18 protein-coding genes are annotated in these 22500 nt (G+C 40.7%); 9 read left to right on the forward strand and 9 right to left on the reverse strand.

Translation table 11 applies throughout. The annotated features are described in order from the left end of the window. The first annotated feature begins 70 nt into the window (after positions 1-70). Positions 71-772 (forward strand): pirin family protein, encoded by a 702-nt coding sequence (locus FD716_RS11435; protein WP_139852453.1) that lies wholly within the window; start codon positions 71-73, stop codon positions 770-772. A gap of 108 nt (positions 773-880) precedes the next feature. On the opposite strand, the gene FD716_RS11440 is transcribed toward FD716_RS11435, so the two are convergent. Then, positions 881-1315, reverse strand: a complete 435-nt coding sequence (locus FD716_RS11440) for a PaaI family thioesterase (RefSeq protein WP_139852454.1) — start codon at positions 1313-1315, stop codon at positions 881-883. Between the two features lie 212 nt (positions 1316-1527). Here FD716_RS11440 and FD716_RS11445 point away from each other — a divergent pair, with 212 nt between their 5' ends. From FD716_RS11445 to FD716_RS11465, 5 genes are all read left to right on the forward strand, one after another. Beyond that, positions 1528-1977, forward strand: coding sequence for a winged helix-turn-helix transcriptional regulator (locus tag FD716_RS11445; protein ID WP_139852455.1), 450 nt, complete (start codon positions 1528-1530; stop codon positions 1975-1977). Positions 1978-2054: 77 nt separating this feature from the next. After that, a complete protein-coding gene (locus FD716_RS11450) occupies positions 2055-2405 on the forward strand; it encodes a type 2 periplasmic-binding domain-containing protein (protein WP_215895463.1) in 351 nt (116 codons plus the stop codon). A gap of 204 nt (positions 2406-2609) precedes the next feature. Beyond that, on the forward strand, positions 2610-3293 hold the full coding sequence (locus FD716_RS11455; RefSeq protein WP_139852456.1) for a response regulator: 684 nt from the start codon (positions 2610-2612) through the stop codon (positions 3291-3293). Positions 3294-3480: 187 nt separating this feature from the next. Next, positions 3481-4571 (forward strand): IS4-like element ISAba1 family transposase gene (locus FD716_RS11460; RefSeq protein ID WP_088631513.1). Its coding sequence is split into 2 segments (ribosomal slippage): positions 3481-4021 and positions 4021-4571, totalling 1092 coding nucleotides; the frame shifts between segments, so codons are not numbered across the junction. A gap of 3 nt (positions 4572-4574) precedes the next feature. Further along, entirely contained in the window at positions 4575-6326 is a 1752-nt protein-coding gene (locus FD716_RS11465; RefSeq protein WP_139852457.1) for a sensor histidine kinase, read from the forward strand. 199 nt (positions 6327-6525) lie between these two features. On the opposite strand, the gene FD716_RS11470 is transcribed toward FD716_RS11465, so the two are convergent. The 8 genes from FD716_RS11470 to lldP form a co-directional block, all read right to left on the reverse strand. Next, on the reverse strand, positions 6526-7524 hold the full coding sequence (locus FD716_RS11470) for a fimbrial protein (RefSeq protein ID WP_171477033.1): 999 nt from the start codon (positions 7522-7524) through the stop codon (positions 6526-6528). Then, entirely contained in the window at positions 7521-10034 is a 2514-nt protein-coding gene (locus tag FD716_RS11475; RefSeq protein ID WP_139852459.1) for a fimbria/pilus outer membrane usher protein, read from the reverse strand. The genes FD716_RS11470 and FD716_RS11475 overlap by 4 nt, the downstream gene beginning before the upstream one ends. Positions 10035-10050: 16 nt before the next feature. Continuing rightward, the gene (locus FD716_RS11480; RefSeq protein ID WP_139852460.1) at positions 10051-10776 is read right to left on the reverse strand and encodes a fimbrial biogenesis chaperone; all 726 of its coding nucleotides are present in this window, start codon (positions 10774-10776) and stop codon (positions 10051-10053) included. 33 nt (positions 10777-10809) lie between these two features. Continuing rightward, positions 10810-11349, reverse strand: coding sequence for a fimbrial protein (locus FD716_RS11485; RefSeq protein WP_139852461.1), 540 nt, complete (start codon positions 11347-11349; stop codon positions 10810-10812). Between the two features lie 872 nt (positions 11350-12221). Then, complete coding sequence (dld, locus tag FD716_RS11490; protein ID WP_139852462.1) at positions 12222-13964, reverse strand: D-lactate dehydrogenase; 1743 nt, start codon at positions 13962-13964, stop codon at positions 12222-12224. 27 nt (positions 13965-13991) lie between these two features. Continuing rightward, a complete protein-coding gene (gene lldD, locus FD716_RS11495) occupies positions 13992-15146 on the reverse strand; it encodes an FMN-dependent L-lactate dehydrogenase LldD (RefSeq protein WP_139852463.1) in 1155 nt (384 codons plus the stop codon). Next, positions 15143-15892, reverse strand: a complete 750-nt coding sequence (gene lldR, locus FD716_RS11500) for a transcriptional regulator LldR (RefSeq protein ID WP_139852464.1) — start codon at positions 15890-15892, stop codon at positions 15143-15145. The genes lldD and lldR overlap by 4 nt, the downstream gene beginning before the upstream one ends. Before the next feature lie 34 nt (positions 15893-15926). Then, positions 15927-17609, reverse strand: coding sequence for an L-lactate permease (lldP, locus tag FD716_RS11505; RefSeq protein ID WP_171477034.1), 1683 nt, complete (start codon positions 17607-17609; stop codon positions 15927-15929). Positions 17610-18153: 544 nt separating this feature from the next. On the opposite strand from lldP, the gene FD716_RS11510 reads away from it, so the two are divergent. The 3 genes from FD716_RS11510 (at position 18154) to FD716_RS11520 (ending at position 22450) form a co-directional block, all read left to right on the forward strand. Beyond that, positions 18154-18684 carry an RNA polymerase sigma factor gene (locus tag FD716_RS11510; RefSeq protein WP_139852466.1) on the forward strand — a complete coding sequence of 177 codons (531 nt, stop codon included), beginning with the start codon at positions 18154-18156 and terminating at the stop codon, positions 18682-18684. A gap of 4 nt (positions 18685-18688) precedes the next feature. Further along, the gene (locus FD716_RS11515; protein WP_139852467.1) at positions 18689-19735 is read left to right on the forward strand and encodes a FecR family protein; all 1047 of its coding nucleotides are present in this window, start codon (positions 18689-18691) and stop codon (positions 19733-19735) included. 231 nt (positions 19736-19966) lie between these two features. Continuing rightward, positions 19967-22450, forward strand: a complete 2484-nt coding sequence (locus FD716_RS11520) for a TonB-dependent receptor (RefSeq protein ID WP_139852468.1) — start codon at positions 19967-19969, stop codon at positions 22448-22450. Positions 22451-22500: the final 50 nt, after the last annotated feature.

Consider the following 22500-nt stretch of genomic DNA (forward strand, 5'->3'; position numbering starts at 1 on the left):
CAAACGTGGACTTTTTAACATGCTTTTAACACACTAAAATAGCGTCATCAAACAAAATAAGAGAAAAAATATGAACGCAGTATTACATCGGCAAGAAAATCGTGGTCACGTCAATATCGGTTGGTTGGACAGCAAACATAGCTTTTCCTTTGGCAGTTGGTATGACCCGAACTATATGGGTGTCAGCGCATTAAGAGTGATTAATGATGACAATATTGCAGCACATCGTGGTTTTGGTACCCATCCACATGAGAACATGGAAATTTTAACCTGTGTCTTGTCTGGAACCATTTCGCACCAAGACAGTATGGGCAATAAAGGTGATATTCGCGCAGGTGAATGGCAGTTGATGAGTGCTGGAACAGGTGTGCAGCATAGTGAAATGAATCAAGGTGATGAAGCGGTACATTTACTGCAAATCTGGATTCATCCTGATGTTCAGAATGCAGCGCCAAGTTATCAGCAAATTCAGTGTGATCCGAAACAAGCGCCGAACCAATGGCATTTGATTGCGGGCCCAAATGACAATGCAGCCATGCATATCCGCCAACAAGCGGAAGTGAAAGCCGCTTATTTGTTGCAAGATCAAAAACTTGACGTTACAGCAACCCAGCAGTTGAACTATGTGCATCTGATCAGTGGTCAAGTACAAATTGGAACGCAAGTGGTCAATGCCGGTGATGCTTTGATTTTTGCAGAGGTATCTGAGATTCAGGCATTGCAAGACAGTCAAATGATTTGGTTTGATTTACCGGTAAAAATTGAGAAATAACAAACATATCCTGTTTGAAAATCGATGATAAAAAGCGCCCATTGGCGATAAAGCAATGGGCGCTTTTTTGTGTACGATTCGGACAGCTTAGCTGATGTATTGAGATCTTTAGCGGCGAATAATCATATTGGTGGCAGTGGCATGTGCATATAACTTGCCTGCTTCATCACGAATATAAGCTTCAGAAATCACGAGATTGCGCCCAACATTGATCACTTTGGCTTCGGCAAACAGGGTGGTATTAAATGGAATCGGACGACACATTTTGATATTTAAATCAGTGGTGCCATAACCTTCTCCAGCGGCTAAAACAGTATGCGTGGCGCAACCTGTGACTGAATCTAAAACGGTTGCAGCAAAACCACCATGCACTCCACCCAAAGGATTTGTGTGTCGTTCATCGGCAATGGCAGTAAATACAATTCGCCCATGTTCAACTTCGACGGGTTGCATTGGCATGGTCTTGGCAATGCCCGGTGCTGGCACTAAGCCTTTGACAAAGGCCTGCATCACTTCTAAACCTGTCATTTCAAGTGGATTCATGTCTTGGATCTCCGAATAAAACCTTGATAAAAAATTTGCTCAGCATGGATTGATGCAGTTTTCTTTTCTTGCCACCATAAGTTCCAAAAAGGAACTAATGAAATCTAACATAGCCATGCTATAATTCGCTGTCAATCGTTATTGGTGATATGCACGGCTTTTTTCCAAGAGCAACAGCGATATTTAATTAAAAATCAAACATGAGGTGCATAATGAAATGGCATGAACTCGGTGAAATGCAGTGTCCAGTTGCACGAAGTTTAGCTATTTTAGGTGATCGTTGGACCTTACTGATTATTCGAAATGCCTTTATGCGTACCCGCCGTTTTGATGATTTCCAAAAACAACTTGGCATCACTCGGCACTTGCTGACTGAACGATTAAATCGCTTGGTCGAGCATCAAATTTTTGAAAAAGTTTTATATCAACAAAGCCCGAAACGCTATGAATATAAACTCACCCAATGTGGCCTTGATTTATATCCTGTTATTTTGGCTCTGACCGCTTGGGGCAATCGTTGGCTGAATGAGAACAACCAATTTCCTGTCTTAAATTATATACATAACGATTGCCAACATCAGACCGAAGCACAGATGACTTGCCTACATTGTCATGCACCACTGACAGCTAAAAATACCCAAGCCATCAGCATTTTAAAATAACCACTAAAAAAGCCTTATAAAAATACGTCAGCAAATAAACACTAATACATTGTTTTATAATAATAAATATATTGTTGTTGTCACAAGAAACCGATTTAAAAAACTTAAATTTAATTCAGATCAATACCAATATAACTGGCCATTCTGAAATCATTAATCAAATATTAAAAGACTTTAATTTTGATACAAAAATTACCATTCCTTATTATAGTGCTGCACCTGATATTGTGAGTAAGACTGATTATGGCGTCATTATTCCAAGCTCGATTGCAAAGCGTTATAATTTTTATAGCCAGTTTAAAATAATAGAAATTAAAAATGAGTATAACTCGATTGATGTCAGTGTTTTCTACCATAAACTTTTCAGGCATGATTCATCTATTCACTGGATGAAAAATATTTTATTAGATAATTTTTCTAAAATTTAAGATCTCCTACAGCGATTACTTGGTTATATTTTTCTAGACACTTTATGTGCATAATGCACGTATAAATCAATAACTTGAAATCGTGGTTTAGATTTCTATTTCACTTTATATTTTTTAGTTCATCTAAAAAATACCTAGATTTGGGGATAGCATTAGGCGCCATTTCAAGGCAAATTGATCTAATAATTAATTGTGAGGTTTTGCATGTTACATCACGAACTTAGCTTACCAGTTCCTGTTCTTGTCGTTGAAGATGAGCCTTTAATGCAGAACAGATTAAAAGAAATTCTAGAAACAATTGGCTATCAAGCAGAAAATATTTTATTTGCTCAAGATATAAAACAAGCCAAAGAATTATTAAACCAACATTCCGCTTCTTTTGCCTTGGTTGATTTGGGGCTGCCTGATGGCAACGGCAATGAGTTTATTCAACACTTAAAAGAATATGATGACTCTATTGCGATTTTAGTAATTTCTGCTTGGAGCACTGAGGATGCTATTTTTGCCGCACTCAAATCAGGTGCAACTGGCTACGTACTTAAAGAGCGTGATGATCTCGAAGTAATGATGTCGATTCGCAGCGTACTCAGAGGTGGCGCACCGATTGATCCTTTTATTGCGCAAAAAATTTTAAAACATCTTGATTTAGAAGAAAAAAAGACTGGTCAACCAGCAACTAATGATAGTATCAATAAAATATTAACCCCCCGTGAACATGAGATTTTAGTACTCGTGTCTACAGGGTTAAGCAATAAAGAAATAGCAGATCAAACACTTTTATCTCGCTATACCGTCGAATCACATATTAAACATATTTATCGGAAGCTTTCGGTATGTACACGAACCAAAGCAGTAGATACAGCACGCTCACTCGGCTTACTCGATTAGGTGGTTTCGCTTTATGTCTATTCAGTTTGTTCTTTGCTAAAGCCTATGCCTTACCAAACGATTTTGTACAGCTAGACAATCAAGCCTGTGATATTCAGCTAAAATCAATTCAAGCTCTCTGTACACGACAAAAATAGATAACTCATTGAAATAATGTCATAATAATTGTTTTCTAACGACGAATACTATGACACATCTCAATGAGTTATATCTTATCTTAAACAAATATCTAAAATGGAACAAGTCACATTTAAAGTGCTTTGCGCTCATCATGCTTGTGATTATTTTAAAGCAAACATGTAATCTTTCTTCTGCATCTAAAGCCTTGCCCATCAAGTGCTTACCACAATCATTTTATCGACGTATGCAGCGCTTCTTTGCAGGTCAGTATTTTGATTATCGTCAAATTTCTCAGTTGATTTTCAATATGTTTTCATTCGACCAAGTGCAACTGACTTTAGATAGAACCAATTGGAAATGGGGAAAACGAAATATTAATATCCTGATGCTCGCAATCGTTTATCGTGGAATAGCGATACCTATCCTTTGGACATTGCTTAATAAACGTGGAAATTCAGATACGAAAGAGCGTATTGCTTTGATTCAACGCTTTATAGCCATTTTTGGTAAAGACCGTATTGTGAATGTGTTCGCAGACAGAGAGTTTATCGGTGAGCAGTGGTTTACATGGTTAATTGAACAAGACATCAACTTCTGCATTCGTGTTAAAAAAACTTCATTGTCACCAATCATTTAGGAAAGAATCATAAAATTAGTGATTTATTTCGCCATCTTAAAGTTGGTCAAATTGAATGTCGTAAACGACGGATTTTGGTTGGTCGGGTGAAACTATATATAAGTGCACTACAGTTAGAAAATGGAGAGCTTTTACTCGTCGTTTCTCCTCAGTTTAATGCCAATGCTATTCAGGATTATGCATTACGCTGGGAAATTGAAACCTTATTCAGTTGTCTCAAAGGACGCGGGTTTAATCTTGAAAATACGCGCTTGACAGACCCTAGACGAGTGAAAAAATTGATTGCGGTGTTAGCTATAAGCTTCTGTTGGTGTTACTTAACGGGTGAATGGCAACATGATCAAAAAAAAGTGATAAAAATAAAGAAGCATGGACGACTCTCAATGAGTTTATTTCGCTATGGTTTAGACTATGTTCAAATGGCGATTCAGCGTTTAATTGGTTTTGGGAAAAAAGAAGAGTTTAAGGAAATTTTGGCAATTTTAAGAAGGCAGAACCCTGATAGGATAAGGGTTCTGTGAAATTTGTCGTGTACAGAGATTCAAGCTACAAAAGATCAATCCCAATTAAAAAAACAAAATTGGGTTGATGTTCAACTGCCCGATTTTTGGGAAAGTCGTTGGAAAGGCTACTCTGGTACTGTTTTATATCGTATTCAATGGACCCAATACTGCCAGCAACATGATTCGCTTGCACTCAGTATTAATAGTATCAATATGGCGGGGCAAGTCTATTTAAATGGGCAATTGATTTGGAAAGACCAGGCATTGGTTGAACCACTCAGTCGCAGTTGGAATATTCCACGCTATTGGATTCTCCCTTCTGCGAATTTTAATCAAGGTGAAAATACCTTATTGGTGAAAGTGGTTGGCGTGGCCACCCAAAGCCCTGGACTGGGCGTTATTCATCTCGGCTCACCTCACTTAATAGTACAAGCACATAATAAATATATCTTCCAACAACGAGCCATTCATTTCATTAATTTAGTGATGACTTTGATGCTGGGTATATTTGGTTTTTTAATTTGGTTATTGCGTCGCCAAGACAGCACTTTTGGCTGGTTTGCATTGGCTAGCATAATTTGGGCAATCTTTATTTGCGGTACTCTAGTCACAGAGACTCCCTTCTTTGCAGATTCGATCCAATATGCCAAATTTAATATGTGGCTACTGCTCGCTTATACACTCTGTTTTTCAATATTCACTTGGCGATTTGCTGCAAAAAGATATAAAAAAACTGAATATGCACTATGGGCCATCAACCTATTTATGATACCGGCCTTAATCTTTTCTCCCCTAGAAAAGTTACAACTGCTTCTGTTCATTGTTTTTTTAATAGCAATGGGTGTGTTTGTACTAAATTGCATTTATTATCAATGGATTGCATTTAAAAGTAAGCAAACTGATGTTCGTATACTGGCACTCACCATGCTCGGCTATATTGTGATCATTTGCCACGATATTTATAAAATCATCACCAGAGACACCAGCGGGTTTATGGGAACGCCTTTAGGTGGCGTACTGATGACTTTGGCACTTTCGCTGATTTTAGGTTGGCGTATTGCACAAAACATTACCAAGATTGAAACCTTCAATGAACAGCTCGAAATAAAAATTGATCAAGTTAAGTCTGAATTAGAATGTTCACTTGATAATAAACATCAGCTTGAAATTGAAAATATGCGTCTACAAGAACGATTGAATCTCGCGCATGATCTACATGATGGTCTAGGTGGTTCATTGGTTCGTTCAATGGCCTTGGTCGATCGAGCAGATAACTTTGACAAACAACGCTTTATGTCAATTTTAAAATTACTACGCAATGATTTACGTCAAATTATCGATTCAGGCTCAAGTATCGGTGCTAAAGTCCCAGAAACACCGATTATTTGGGGTGCACCTTTACGTCATCGTTATATTCAATTGTTTGAAGAAATGGAAATTGAATCTACTTGGCAATTCCCTGCGCATTGGCAATCGAAACCAACAGCACTCGAATGCCTAACCTTAGCCCGGGTAACCGAGGAAGCACTGACCAATATCGTTAAACATAGCCATGCCACAGTGGTCGAGGTTTCACTTTGCAACATAGATAACATGCTGATTTTAAAAATTAAGGACAATGGCGTTGGTTTTGATCCAAGTACAGTGCAAGCAGGTCTGCATGTCGGTTTACACAGTATGCAAATTCGGGTAAATCGCATTGGTGGATCGATTCGCATTGTTTCTCGCCCTGGCGATACCCAGATTAAAGTCATCATTTCGCAATCAGCTTAAATTAGTGTTTGCGATGCGGCAAATAGTTCCAAGACTTTGAGAAAGGTATTCCAATAAAAAACCCCGTAAGTTGTGTCCAACTTATGGGGTTCAGTTCAATACTTAATATTATGGGGTTTTTTATTGGAATAAGCATTCAGTAAAAGGTTTGAAATATCATCTTAAACGAGTGCTTTTATACGACGCTCAATGGCTAGAGCTATTGATACTCAATATTAAATGTCGTGGTGGCAAACACTTTACCAGGCAGCAAGGTCGTATTGGTTTTATAATAACGCGCTTTTAGTTTTAACTCAGGATAAGTCTCCTGATGCAATGTTGTCGTGCCCATATCTACACTTCGTCCATTGGTAACGGATGTTTTATCATCTGCTTTGGATAACTGAATGCCTATTCCTTGTGCGTATTCAACCCCCTTTTTATTGGCAATAACACCATAATTGCCCGCTTGAGCATCGGGTAAATAACTAAAACCAAGTTTCACTTTTTGTACTTGTACATTACCGCCATTACAGATTAATTTTATTTTAAAGTCCTTTTCATTTAAGGTATCGCCAACATTTTTCAGTTGACTCGCACGGATCCCACCCATTTCAATATTCTGATATCTACTCTGCTCATCAATAGAACAAGTCGGATTGATGAGTACAATGCCTTCAGCATTTAAAGTCGATGTCAGTACAGGCTTACTCTGGCTATTGCCATCATAATAATACGAAGAATATAACCCAGAAGTTAAAGCCCCCGTCCCTGTCACATTCTCTGTTTTGATGATATCGACCTTAAAATTGCCCCCCGCTAACCTGCCATAACTCCCGGCACTGAGCGGTATTCTATGTGGATAATAGGTCTGGATTGGACCTGAATCACGATACAGTCTTATACCTATTCCCCTTACATTAGTGGAGTAAGTATTTTCCATATTCGCAACTTTTGTACCAGGGATAACAACCCCAATGGCTGCACCTCCACGCTTATCACATGAAAAGACATTTTTTCTTTCATTAATCTTAAAACTACCTGTTTTATAAATCTCACCAACTTTCTTTTTAGGATCTAAAGTAATTTTACCAATATCCATAATGACATTTTGCGCAATAAAGTTTTTATCTTCTAAAGTACATACCGCAAAACTCGATTGGCTCCAAAGTGAAAGTAGACTGACACTTCCTGCGATGAGTAACATTTTATTTTTCATTGACATTGTCCCTCTACAACGCGATATCCCACTTTGCTTTGATTGGTATTTGCTAAGGTATAGCTCACTTGGCATTGTTGCTGTGCAGAATCACCCCATTTCACCAAGAGCGAATCACTTAAGGCTTCTGTACGAATTAAAATTTGACTGCCTTGCGTCACGGCACCGACCAACTCACCATGTGAGTTGAACACTGTGGCACCAAATGGAAGACGCTCACCTAGCTTGGTTTTACTTTTAATGAGTAATGGAAAACCAGATTTGGTTTTAAATTCAACTCGACTAATTGAACCTGCATAAGGTGCAAGATCTTGGCTGGTAGAGCTTAATTCAACGTTGTCCAATACCGCTCTAGGATCAATCGAAATTTCATTCATGCGATAAGGCGTAACAAAAGGAATTACCGCATAGCCCCATGGGTCGATTTTCAAACCGACAGTATTATTAATTTTGGCACCTTTGGCATTTTCAGCACGAACCAAGACCATAGTATCGACCATCTCGGGACTAAAACTAATCCCATTCTCATGCCCAACCAATGCTCCGGTTAAATTTACACCCCATTGCTGATAATCACGACCACTACTCGCATAGAGCGCAGCAGTCGTATATGGACTGCGATATTGCAAGCTTGCATTACCCGAAGTATTGTTATATCCGACATCACTCACTGAGGCATTATAGGTCAGTGCACGATCTTCGGTTAGCGCACCAAAGACACTGGTGTTATTGCCATAATCCGATACTGTATGACTAATCGAGGTTGCATGTCGTTTAAACTGTAATGGCATTGATAACGTCAAAAAGTAATGATCGTCTTTTTTGCCATTCATATCGGTTAGTTTTTGCATCGAAAGACTATAATTCAACAACTTATAAACATTGTTATAACCAATTTGATAGTCTGTACTTGCCCGTACATCATCCCAATATTGGCTTCGTGTTCCAGTCACATAGAGACTACCCCAACCTGCTTTTAGGTTTTGGTTAAGTGCCAATTGAAATTGACTTTTTTGACGACCGATATAGCTTGTTGATAAACCACGACGCATATAATCTTGCGTGGTATTGGCATCTTGAAAACCATAAAAGCCTGAGGTTGAATAACGATAAGCTGCCAAGGTTAAATTGGTATTGGTCGGCTGCCAGAACTTACTGTAACTGAGTTTATAACTTTGTCCTTGGCTACTACTTTTGGGACCAGTCGGTAAATCGGTATCCGAATGCGTGACGTCAAGTGCAACTGCACCTATTGGCGTCGCGATAGCACTACCCAGCTGATAAGCTTGATAATGTTCACTTAAAATCGAACCTGCATAACCCGTCAAATAATTATTCAGACCACGTTGATATGTAACTTCTAAAAAATTATCTTTATCGCTTAAATTTTTATTACGCACTTGCCCTAAAGTCACAGCATAGCGATGGTGTCCAGGTCGAATCATTTGATTCACAGAAGCATAAGGCACATTGAAACGCTGAATTTTCCCATTGGCCTCACGGATTGTGACCTGCATTTCACCGCCATAGCCTGTTGGATACAAGTCATTAATTACAAACTCACCCGGTGCGACAGACATTTGATAAATCATTTGATTGTTTTGACGAACTTCAACAATCGCATTGCTTTGTGCAACACCTCGAATAATCGGCGCATAACCTGTCTGTGTTTCAGGCAGCATTCGATCATCACTGCGTAGTTGCACCCCAGTAAAACCAAAGGAATCAAATAACTCGCCTGAAGTGTAACTTTCCCCGACCGTTAATACGGAATGGATCGATGGAAAAGCACGTTGTAAGTACGTATTGAGACTTTCATATTCCGTTTTTTCACCATCAAGATCAGTCGCAATAGCATTATGACGAAGCTGCCATCCTGCAAAGTTAATCCCAGCATTTAGAGACAAATAACTATTGGTTTTAGTCTGATGGTTCTCTCTATTTTGCTGGGTATTCAGGTTGTAGCTTAAAAAACCTGCATTAATTCCCCGATCCCAAACTTCTGGTGGTACATAGCCACGTGCATTCTGCTTGAGAAAAGCCTGTGGGATTGAAAGTTCGTAACGTAACTCACTGCCGTTCATGCGACTACTCGCACTTGGAATCCACTCAGCCAACTGCAAACATTGTTGCTGATCTTTCACTTGAATTTTAGAAATATCCACGCCAAGTGAAAGTAATTGTTTTAAATTAAAACAATGCTCTATTATTTTATCTGGACCAAATGGCTTAAAATCATATTCTCTTTCTCCTTGCCACTCACCATTCACATAAACACTGACGGTATAGTTTCCAGCAAGTACGGGATTACCTTGAGTAAAAGCTGTTAAGTCGATTTCTTTAACACCACCCACCAAAGCTACCTTTTCAAACTCTGCATAAACTGGAGTAGTAGAGGTAGTTTCTTCTGCATAAACCATAACTAAACTAGAACTGGTATAAATTGCTCCAGAAAGTAAGCAACAGTGTGTTAGCAGCTTTAATTTAAAACTGTTCTTTGGGATATTCATGATCAGTCGTCCTTGATTACTGCTTCAACTCAACATCAAAACTATTTATGCCACCATAATCATTAATACTAAGAAGATTAATTTTTTGAATTTCTAAGTTTTTAAGTTCAATATTTTGATTGGCAAAAGGTGAAAGCATGAGACCATCAGGTGCTAATTCATATTGCTTGCCCGCATTCGAAACTGCGATCAGATTAGAAATATTGACATAATATGGCGTAGGGTTATTTACAGTTAAATAATCTGAAGATAGTCCCCATTGCAATTTTTTAGGCGCATCAATTGCTTTGCCTTGTAATTGTTTAGGACGGTAGAATATTTTAATTCTGTTTCTAATTGCGATCTGTAAAAGATTATCAGATTCTGCATCAGCTGTTTGTGGCTTTGCTGGAATATCTAAAACATTAAGCCAATAAACAGATTCGCGATCTTGCGGTAAATCAGCATTTATATTTGAGATGTGAATCGTCTGTCCAGACATTGGATCTACCCGACTCACTGGAGGCATTACCACAAACGGTACATCACTTTCATCCGGTATGACGTCTGCATCACCATTATCAATCCATGTCTGCATTAATGCTGGCGCCGATCCTTCATTCTTGACTTGAACAGTGATATTTTTTTGATCACTCGGAAAAATAACACGCGTACCATTGATGATAATCGCAGCATTTACACTTATGGATGCACCGAGCATTAGACCGAGTGCTGTAGTATAACTAAATGATTTTACAAACATATCACACCTTCAGAATTTTAAAATGACAACGAATTACTTGTAATCAACTTTAAATGTAGCGTATGAAGTTACTGATCCAGCAGTTGCCTTTCCAGTTGAGAAGTAACGTGCGATATAGCCATATTTTTGATCTACATCATCCTTAACGACTTCACGGTAATGATCTTTAGTTTGTTCATTCAATTTAATCGCCGTACCATCCGCCAATTCAATTTGAATGTTGACATTTTTAGCAGCACTAGCACCTGTTGACGTATTGATTAAGGTGCCTGAATTTGCAGAATCCACGTTAGTTTGGTCAAACAATACACCCGCTGTCATGCCCGCTGTACAGCCTGAAAGTACCAAATCAAACTTCTCATTTTCTTTTGAAGCGATACCAGCTGTCATTAATGCTGAAGCACGTACTGGTGGTAATATCACTTTTTTGTCTTTACTAGTTGTTGCAATAGTACAAGTTTGTGAATAAACGCTACCAGAAAAATCAACTTGACCAGTTGTTTCTGCAGCATGAGCTGCACCAGTGCAAAGGATTGCAGCAATTAGAGATAATGATGTTTTTAAAGTATTCATGTTAAAGCTCACTAGTATGAAAAATTTAAATCGATTAATTAAAAAGTAACTCAGCTATTTAAAAATAAATATATAAGCGACTCCCCCAAATAGAACTAGAGATTAGTCCTAATCGACCTAGTGATCATTTAATGGTTTTTTATGTTTTATTCATATCACTAGAATTGGGTATATCATTTTTTTAGTTGCCTAAAGGTTAGAAAAAACCACATATAACCATAATCAGGGATTGACTTAAATTAAAAAATTAAATTAAAAATAAAAATAACTTTAATAAAAATTAAATTAACAGACTCATTAAAACAATTTAATAAATATTTTCATTATAAAAATTATCTTATTTCAGTATATTTCAATTGTAATCAATTAGTAATAATATGATTATTAAAAGTAACCAAAGCCATGCATTAAAATGCATTCAGCGTTTTTTCATTCTATTTTTTCTACCCAAAATAAGATTATTCCAAGCGCTATCATCTCGTGTTATGACAAGAAATTTCATACAGAAAATCTCTATTTTTAACACGCAAAAGTTTCAACTGTTGTTTTTATAAAGTGCGCTAAACGATAGTATTCGCATTTCACCCTGCCACTATTTGATCAAAAAACAACCTATAAAATTCACAGTTAATATCACTATTAATGCAAGTAATGTGACTTAACCTGCAAAATTGCAAAATAACTTAATTTGATCGAGGTAATAGAAATAGGCAAAATAAAATTATATTTTGTTACATATATTTTGATTTATTTTTTAAATTGGGTAAATTTTATAACTTTTTTTTAGAAAATATTGTGTTGCTTCTCTTTTGCCACAAAATTCGCGTAGCAAAAGAGACATTTTAAAGCCACATCTCTCGAATTAAACCAGTCTATTGCCAGTTTTTTAACTTTGAGGTCTGTCCAATCCCCACATTAAACTGATTACTTGGGTCGAGCAGCTGATAATGTTTTTGCAGCGCAGGCTTGGCAATATATAAATGTCCAACATTGTGTTCAGCCGGATATTCCGCCCCACGATCATCCAGTAAATGCCACATTTGATGTTCCATCGCGATTGGATCCACGCCTTTTCTGACAATATAATCCTGATGGAACACATGGCAGAGAAAATGCCCATAATAGAGTTTATGCAGTATTTTTTGATCCATCTCAGTCGGTAATGTTTCCACCCACTGACGGTCATTACGCCGTAGCGCAATATCGAGTGCCACAATATCTTCGACTTCGCTGCGATGGGTATCGCGATAACGAATCGCAGCACCTGCCACGGCAAAGCGATGTAAAAAGGCCTTACGCCCTTCATCGGCATCACATAAGAAATAATCACCCATTGCTGTCTGGCTATCGGCTACTGCAGATGCAGTCTGACTAAAATAGCCTTTTAAGAAAGCTTCAACTTGTGCAACGTCTTGGTTTTCAATACGTAAGACCAAATGATGTTCATAGCGATCACGAAAGGCATTCATACGCTTGGGCAAATGCGAAGGCAGCAGTCCAGTGACCAATTGCAAGCACTTGTCTGATAGACCTTTCATACCCCACTTTTCTAAATAACCATCGACTTTATCTTTCATGGCAAAAGCTGCTGGCACCTTGGCGGTACCAAACTTTTCAATAAACATGAAGGTGTCTTTGCCGTATTTGGCACCAATGTCATAGGCGACACGATGAATATATTCACCCGCGATTGGCAGGCGCGGTAATTCGGTCAATAAAAAGCGACGAATTTCCGTTAAATCTTCTTGCGAATTGGTGCCGACATAAAACACCTGACTCGGAATTTTAACAAAGGTATCTAGACGCACCGCAAATACACAAACTTTTCCAGCTGAACCCGAAGCTTCAAATAAACGGGTTGGATCTGCATTAAAACGTGCTGGGGTATCTGCATCAACTTGGGTTACATCATGGGCATAACGCTGATCTGAGGCACAGCATTGATCATCACTGTGAATATCGCTGGGTTGATAATGCTGCTGTTCAAGGTTTTTTAGAATTTCTTCTGGGCTATTGCCCAAGTCGATGCCCAAATGGTTGACCAACTGCAACTCACCCGCCGCATTGACCTGCGCATAGAGTGCTAACTCGGTATAAGCCGGACCACGACGTACCAAAGCCCCACCCGAGTTGTTACAGACTCCCCCCAACACCGAAGCACCAATACAAGATGAACCAATCACTGAATGCGGTTCGCGGTCAAAACCTGCCAATTCTCGTTCGAGTTTATCCAGGGTTGCACCTGGTAAACAAATCACTTGCTTGCCCGATTGAATGACCTGTATACCCACCAAACGACGAGTACTTAACAGCACCACGGGACGATCATAATCCCCAAAAGGCGTAGATCCCCCAGTGAGGCCCGTATTGGCGGCCTGCATAATCACAATACAATCTGCATTTACAGCCGCTTGTAACACTTGCCATTGCTCAAGCAAACTCCCTGGACTCACCACAGCCAACACTTTGCCTTCACCAAAACGACGACCTTGACGATATAAACGCGTGTCTTTGTCTTGGGTTAACAAATGTTGCGCCCCCACTATTTTGGCCAACTGCGCCAAAACATTTTTTTCTATACTGCGCTGCGCATCAGATTTTGCTTGAGCTTGCATGCTTATTTACTCCTAAGGACTTTACTGCTAACCGCGTAGTTCGTGATCAAGTTTGACCAAACAGTCTGAAGTAATCTCTTGAATGCTTTTCGCCCCTGTTAAAGTCATGGCAACCCGCATTTCTTTTTCAAATAAATCTAATAAATTACTCACCCCTGCACCACCGGCTGCGCCAAGTGCATAAATAAAAGCACGACCGAGCATACACAGATCAGCGCCCATCGCCAGCATACGCACCACATCGAGGCCATTGCGAATACCCGAATCGACCAAGATTTTAATGTCACCTTTGACTGCATCAGCAATCGGTGGCAAAGCACGTGCGGTTGATAGCACGCCATCTAACTGACGACCACCATGATTGGACACCACGATGCCATCTGCACCAAAACGTACTGCATCTTTGGCATCTTCAGGATCTAAAATCCCTTTAATGATCATTGGGCCATCCCAAAAATCACGAATCCACTCAAGGTCTTTCCATGAAATCGATGGATCAAAGTTATTGCCTAACCAGCCAATATAATCTTCAAGACCAGTGGGTTTGCCTAAATATTTTGAAATGTTGCCCAGATCATGCGGACGACCCATTAAGCCCACATCCCAAGCCCATTGTGGATGCATGCACGATTGTAAATAACGGCGCATGGCTGCGTTTGGCCCACTCATCCCCGAATGTGCATCACGATAACGTGCGCCTGGCACTGGCATATCGACCGTGAAGACCAAGGTTGAACAACCCGCGGCTTTGGCACGTTCCAGTGCATTCAACATAAAACCGCGATCGCGCAGCACATAGAGTTGAAACCACATTGGCCGTTGAATCGCGGGAGTCACTTCTTCAATCGGACACACTGAAACAGTCGACAAAGTAAATGGAATACCCTTTTTGTCTGCAGCAACAGCAGCTTGTACTTCACCACGACGGGCATACATGCCCGTTAAGCCCACTGGTGATAGCGCCAATGGCATCGACAGTTTTTCATTAAAAATTTCAGTTTCTAAACTGAGTTCAGACATGTCATTTAACACACGTTGCCGTAGTGCAATTTTAGATAAATCTTCAACATTATGTTTTAGCGTATGTTCTGCATAAGCCCCACCATCAATATAATGAAATAAGAATGGCGGTAAACGGCGTCTAGCAGCTTCACGGTAATCTTGCGCTGAGGAAATAATCATGGCGTTATCCTTTTTAATCGACTCGCACGCTGATGACGCGCTTCTTCTTCATCAATGGAGCGTACTTGTTGAACGACAAATTCAATATGTCCACAGACCGCACTGCGCGCAGCATCTGGATCTTGACGTTCGATGGCATCCATTACTTTAAAATGTTGATCATGTAACTGATCAAAACGATGGGTTTCGGAATAGACTTTGCGTCGTCCCAACACCACGTTGTATTGCAATAAATCAAATAAACCGCGCATCACCTGAATCAACACCAGATTATGCGAAGCTTCAGCAATGGCTAAATGAAAATGCGCATCGGCCAATGAAGCCTGATCCGCATCTCCAAGCGCTTGAAAATGGGAGACTTGATCATAATAGTGGCGAATCTTAATCCGATCTTCTGGTGTAGAGCGCTGCGCAGCATACCAAGCTGTGCCGCCCTCTAAGATCATGCGTGCCTCTTGTACATCAAAGCGATAGGTTGGATCTTCATCAATCAAATCACTTAGCGGCTGTACAATTTTCAATTGTGACCAATTGCTTGGAAGTTGCTGTAAATAGGTACCTGCCCCAACTTTACTGACCAACATGCCCAAGCTAATCAATTGTTGTAATGCTTCACGTAAAGACGAACGCGAGACGCCGAGTTGTTCACACAACTTACGTTCTGCTGGCAAACGATCACCAACTTGCATGTTGTTTTGTTCAATCAACAAACGTAAGTGTTGAACCACTTTATCGGAGACTTTCATTGGGCTTTCCTTGAGCTTTACTTGGTTTTTTGTGCTATGGAATCATCCATGGGAACACATAGGCTTGTAAGGTGATCATGATACCAATCATCACTGTAAAGGTAATACTATGTTTCACCGTAAACCTAAATAAATCAGATTCTTTACCAACCAAACCTACGGCAGCACAGGCAATCGCAATCGACTGTGGCGAGATCATTTTACCAGTCACGCCCCCACTGGTATTGGCTGCAACCAGCAGCACTTCTGGTACGCCAATTTGCTGTGCCGTGGTGGCTTGTAAAGCTGAAAATAAGGCATTTGCTGAGGTATCAGAACCTGTAAGAAACACCCCCAACCATCCCAAGAACGGTGAGAAGAAAGTAAAGGCTTTACCGGTATGCGCCAATGCCAATGCCAAAGTTGCAGACAAGCCTGAATAGTTGGCAATAAAAGCAAATGACAACACCATCCCAATTGAATAGATCGGGGTTTTTAACTCTTTCACGGTTTCAAAGAACGTCGAAACAGCTTCGCGTGGTTTCATTTTCAAATAAATGATGCTGATAATCGCTGCGATAAAAATCGCTGTGCCTGTGGCCGAGAACCAATCAAATTTAAAAACGGCATCGTAGTCTTTCATTTCAGCGACGACGGGCGGCATTTTCTGTACCAATTGATGCAAAAATGGCACTTTGATTGAGATCACTAAATCTTCTAAAGCACCACCTTTGGCAAATAATGCTTTAAACGGCTGCACGCTCCAAATCGTCACCATCGCTGTTAAAATTGCAAATGGCGACCACGCTTTGGCAATTTGCCAGATCGTATACTGTTGTTTTTGGCTGTTTAATACTTCAGCTGCTGCTGCATCATTTTCAGCCGTTTTTTCCAGCTCAAAGCGGAAAATATGCTTTGGTTTCCAAAATTTAAGTAACAGTGTCAAACTCACCAAAGAGGCAATTGCTGCTGTAATATCGGGTAATTCAGGACCGACAAAGTTCGAGGTTAAGTACTGCGCCAAGGAAAATGAAAGACTGGCAACAATCACAGCAGGCCAAGTTTCTTTCACCCCACGCCAGCCATCCATGATTGCCATAATCCAAAACAGCACGATCGGTACCATAAACGGTAATTGACGACCGACCATCTGGCTGATTTCCATCGTGTCTACGCCAGACACCTGACCCGCCACAATAATTGGAATGCCCATTGCACCAAAAGCCACCGGTGCTGTGTTTACAATTAAGCAAAGGCCCGCAGCATACAATGGTTTAAAGCCCAGACCGACCAATAACGCAGCCGTGATGGCAACCGGTGCACCGAAACCTGCCGCACCTTCCAAAAAGGTACCAAAGGAGAAGCCCACCAACAACATTTGCAAACGTTGATCTTCCGTCACCGATAAAATCGAAGAACGGATAATATTAAATTGACCAGTTTTTACCGAGACTTTGTATAAAAACACTGCCCCAATAATAATCCACGAAATCGGCCAGAGACCATAAAAGAAACCGTAAACCACCGATGCAAAAGCCATGGTTGCTGGCATGTCGTAGGCAAACAGTGCGACCAGCACTGCAAGTACCACGGTAATGGTGCCTGCCACACTGCCCTTCATACGGAAAATGGCCAATGCAAAAAAGAAAAATATAATTGGAATAAGTGCAACAATACTGGATAACCAAATATTGCCCATCGGATCGTAAACCTGCTGCCAATGTTGAAGCATTGTCATCTCCTTGAAATGCCTGTGAGAACACGATATTGGTCTGATTGATTTTCAATATACTCAATATTGGTCATACCAATATAAGTATAATTTAGAAAAAAACCAGATATTTAGCAGCTAATACTAAATTCTGATGAATTAAAGATCAATACCAACAGACCGCCAACCTAAATTGGTCATACCATTTAAGGCTCATTTTCAAACCAGCCTGCGGTTTTTTAATACAGGCCTTTGCGGTTTTATTCTGCTAAAAAGATTCATTCGCAATACTCTTGCGGGAAAAGTAATGAGAAATGTCTATTTACTATCCGACAACCTATACTTTAGTCTATGCGGTCTTGTTTGTTTAAAAAACAACCGCTTATTTTCTTTATATCTTACTCACATCAAGCCACAAGATTTTTGTGCGAATGGTGCCCGCCATAAACTGATCTAATTTATTCTCTTTCGTTATTTTTCGAGCTGAATGGCGCACCAATAGTAATGATTATCATTTAAGTGTATTATGGTCATACAATTTTAATGCTTTCTCCTGTCATAAGGCCCCACCATGCTGTTGTCATCTACGCCATCACCGAATGAAAACCATCTGCGTTTCAATCAATTTTATGTAGAAAACTATCAATGGCTTTATACGTTTATCTGCAAAACCGTCAGTTCTAGAAACAACATTGAAGACATTCTTCAGGACACTTTTTTAAAAATTTTTGTGACGCCCAATCTTTTAGATCAAATCAAACAACCCCGCCCTTATTTAGCGACCACCGCTCGGCATATTATGATCAATCAGGCCAAGCGTAAAAAAATTGAGGAAAGCTATTTAAAAAATTTAGCCGAGCAGCCGGAGCATTTACAGCACTCCCCTGAGCAACTGTTTATTATTTTGGAAACCCTGACCCTCGTGGTGAATGCGCTTGAGGGTTTAGCAGAACGGCAACGCTTGGTGCTGATCATGCATTATATTGAAGGCATTTCCCAAGTAGATCTCGCTGAGCATTTTAATGTCTCTCGAAAAACCATACAAAATGAATTAATCAAAGCGATTGTTTCTTGCCATCGCAGCATTCAAAAGCAGTCTTAATGTTATGAACAATGCAAATCAATCAGACCCGCTTGCTCAAAGCACCGTAACAGAAGATCAATTACTGGAACAGGTGGCGTACTGGTTGGTCAAAATGAATAGCGATGACTGTACCGATGCAGATCGAAGTGCCTTTGCAGCGTGGCAACAACAAGCCCCCAAGCGCGTTGCACAGATTGCAGCGTTGCAACAAACCTTAGGCTATTTTCAACAACTACAACACAGCCCATCCGCACGCTCTAGTGCTGAAACCCTGAAACAAATCACCAGTCAGACGCCTAACAACACCAACTCTAGCAACAACGCCAGCAACAATAACGCTTGGCAGTCCTATGCGCTGGCGCTATTGCTGAGCTTGAGCATACTGCTTGCGTTGACCTACTCAGGAAATATACCGCTCAATCAATGGACCGCTGATCATAAAAACAATTATCAAGCGTGGTCTAGCAACACCTTAAGCGATCTGAGTGAAATTCAAATGAGTGGCAAAACGGCTTATGATCTTGATTTTGACTCGAAGCAACGGTTGATCAAACTGTATCGGGGCAATATTTTGGTAGAAGTCGCCAAAGATGCGCAGCGGCCATTTGTAATTCAAACCCAATACGCCCAGATTACCGCCTTGGGCACACGCTTTATGGTGCAAGAATCGGAACATGCCACAGTGCTGATCATGTTGGAATCTAAGACAAAAATAACAACGGACAAAATGGGAACAGCGGCGATAGTCCATGCTGGTCAACAAGTACTGATCAATCAACAGGGTATTATCAGCACCACCACAGTTTCTCCCGATCTGCTCGAAGCGGCTTGGCAAAAACATAAGTTGGTGATTCAAAATATGCCACTCGATCAGGTGCTGGGCCTATTACAAAACTATCAGTCAGAAACGCTGGTCTATGATGCTGCACAACTCAGTAAAATAAGCGTCAATGCGACCTTAACACTTGATGAACACGCCCTAGATCTACTTGAAAAAAGCCTACCGATCAAAGTTGAACGTGCTCTATTTAATCGGGTGAAGGTATTGCCAATGCAAGCGGTACTTTAATTTTATCCTCCCTGAGCTCTCTCAGCCTTGTATCTCCTTTTTAAGCAAAGGTACTTTAGGCGCTCATCCTCATAAATCGCGATACCCTCGCCCTTTAAAGCTGCTTTTTAAAAAATAATTTAAAAAAATAAATAATAATGCTTCCCATTTCCCTTTCTCGATTGTCTTAATAAGTGAAACAACAAAATTTTTATATTTTTGAGTAATCACATTATATGTGGGGATATATTCATGCGGAACCGTGACAGATCGACCAGTTTTGTACTCAAGCCAATGGTGCTCGCGATTCAAATTGCTTGCACAGCTGCCGTCCTGATCAGCAGTACGACTGCAATTGCCAACCAAAGCCAAAGTTTGCGTTATCACATTGCAGCGGGCGACTTAGCACAAGCACTCAATCAATTTGCAATACAGGCGGATGTCGCGATTTCGAGTCATGCACAAAGTCTTAATGATTTGAGAACGCAAGGCTTAAATGGTCACTACACTGTCGAACAAGCCCTCGCAGCACTCTTGCAAGGCACAGCATTTCAAGCCCAGAAAACTGCAAATGGCTATGTGGTGGTTGCCAAAACCAATCCTGTTTCGACTGAAGCGCTGTCAACGATTGCTTCTTCCGAAACCATTGCCCAAGGCTTCGTTGCTGATCAAGAGGTTGTGCAACTCCCGACGATCAATATCACAGCAGAAAATGGGCCCAGAGCTTTACCCCAAGCTTATGCAGGAGGTCAAGTAGCACGAGGAGCACGGGTTGGGGTTTTGGGTGAAAAAGACTTTATGGAAACCCCATTTAGTATTGTTGGTTATACCAGTGAATATGTTCAAGATAGCCAAGCCAAAGATATTACGGGGATTATCACCAAAACAGATCCTGCGGTGTATAGCTCAGGTGCTGCCGGTGGCATTAATGAAAGCTATAGTATTCGTGGCTTTAACGTATCAGCAAATGATATCGGCCTCAACGGCTTGTACGGGCTTGCACCGTATTATCGTCTGACTCCCGAATTTGCTGAACGTGTTGAAGTGCTCAAAGGTCCTTCGGCCATGCTCAATGGCATGCCACCCGGCGGTTCTGTTGGCGGTACCATTAACGTGGTCACCAAACGTGCGCAAGATACGCCAAGCAAACGCTTAACCACGACCTATGATTCAGATGCAAAATTTGGCGTACATGCAGACTTAGCGACACGCTTTGGTGATGAACAACAATTTGGTCTGCGTTTTAATGGGGTCTATCGTGATGGTGATACCGCAGTCAAAAATCAATCTGCAACCAGTAAATTTGCTTCGCTCGGATTTGATTGGCGCTTTGAACGTGGATCACTTGCAGCAGACCTCTACCATTCCGAAGATCATGTTGAGGGATTAAATCGCGGTGTTGGTTTAGCAACGGGCCTCGCCATTCCCAAAGCCCCGAAAGCGACCACAGTATTCGCCCCACCCAGCACCTTTACCACCACCCAAGATGATGCCATTATTTTACGTGGGGATTTAGAGATCAGTGATCAAATCAGTACCTATGCCAGCTATGGTCACAGTAAAACTGATTTTAATTCTTTAGCAGGTTCTAATAGTAAAATTATTAATGCGCAAGGTGATTTTGAAAACAATTTTTCCTATCAACGTTTTCAACTTGATAAAGACTCTGCTGATGTTGGTGTGAAATTTAGCTTTAATACGCTCGGTATTCAGCATGATCTCATTGCCAATAGCACTTGGTATGAGCACGAACAAAAATTGGGCTTTAACCGTAATGTACTTAAAACGCCTTTTATTACCAATATTTACGCACCGAATTGGGATGGTTTAATTCTCGATAAAGCCGCGACAAAACCCGATATTATTAAAAGTTCAGCAGTTAAAAATGTTAGCTATGGTCTGACGGACAGCATGAGCATGCTCGATGATCGCTTAAATATTATTGTTGGGGTACGTCAGCAAGAGGTGACCCAATACAGTTTTGATGCAAAAACAGCTGCTCGAAAAACCAGTTATCGCCAAGATGCCACCACCCCGGCTTTTGCCATTCTGTATAAAACTTCAGATCATGTCTCGGTTTATGCCAACTATATTGAAGGCTTAAGTGCTGGATCAACTGCGCCCGCAGATGCTGCCAACGCAGGTGCAGTTTTTGCCCCCTATCAAACCAAGCAATATGAAATGGGGGCCAAACTCGAATGGGCTGATTTCGCCAATACCTTCAGCATCTTCCAAATTGAAAAACCAAGTGCCCTGACCGATCCAGCAACCAATATTTATTCTGCGGATGGCGAACAACGCAACCGTGGGGTGGAATGGGGCTTTTTTGGCAAGCTGTTACCTGAGTTAAAACTCATGGGCGGTATCTCTTATACCCAAGCCAAACTCACCAAAACGGCAGGGGGCAAAAACCAAGGCAACTTCGCCACCAGTGTCCCGAAGTCACAAGCCAAACTCGCGGCTGAATATGACCTCCCGATGCTCGAAGGATTGAGCATCAATGCCAATATCAGCGCCATGTCTAAACAATATGCCAATGCAGAAAATAGCCTTTCCGTTGCAGGTCGCACACTTTATGGCATCGGTGGACGTTATAACACCCAAATCGGTCAAGTGCCGACCATCATTCGTGCCGACATTTTCAACCTGAGCAACAAAGCCTATTGGGCCAGTTCAACCAGTTCAGGCCTTGGCGCACCGCGTACGCTAATGCTCTCTGCCAGTTTTGATTTTTAAATTTAACCCTCAACACCACGAATAACGCTGTAAAGCGCATTCATTTTTTA

Origin of the sequence: Acinetobacter pullicarnis, assembly GCF_006352475.1 — a bacterium.
Lineage (GTDB): Bacteria > Pseudomonadota > Gammaproteobacteria > Pseudomonadales > Moraxellaceae > Acinetobacter > Acinetobacter pullicarnis.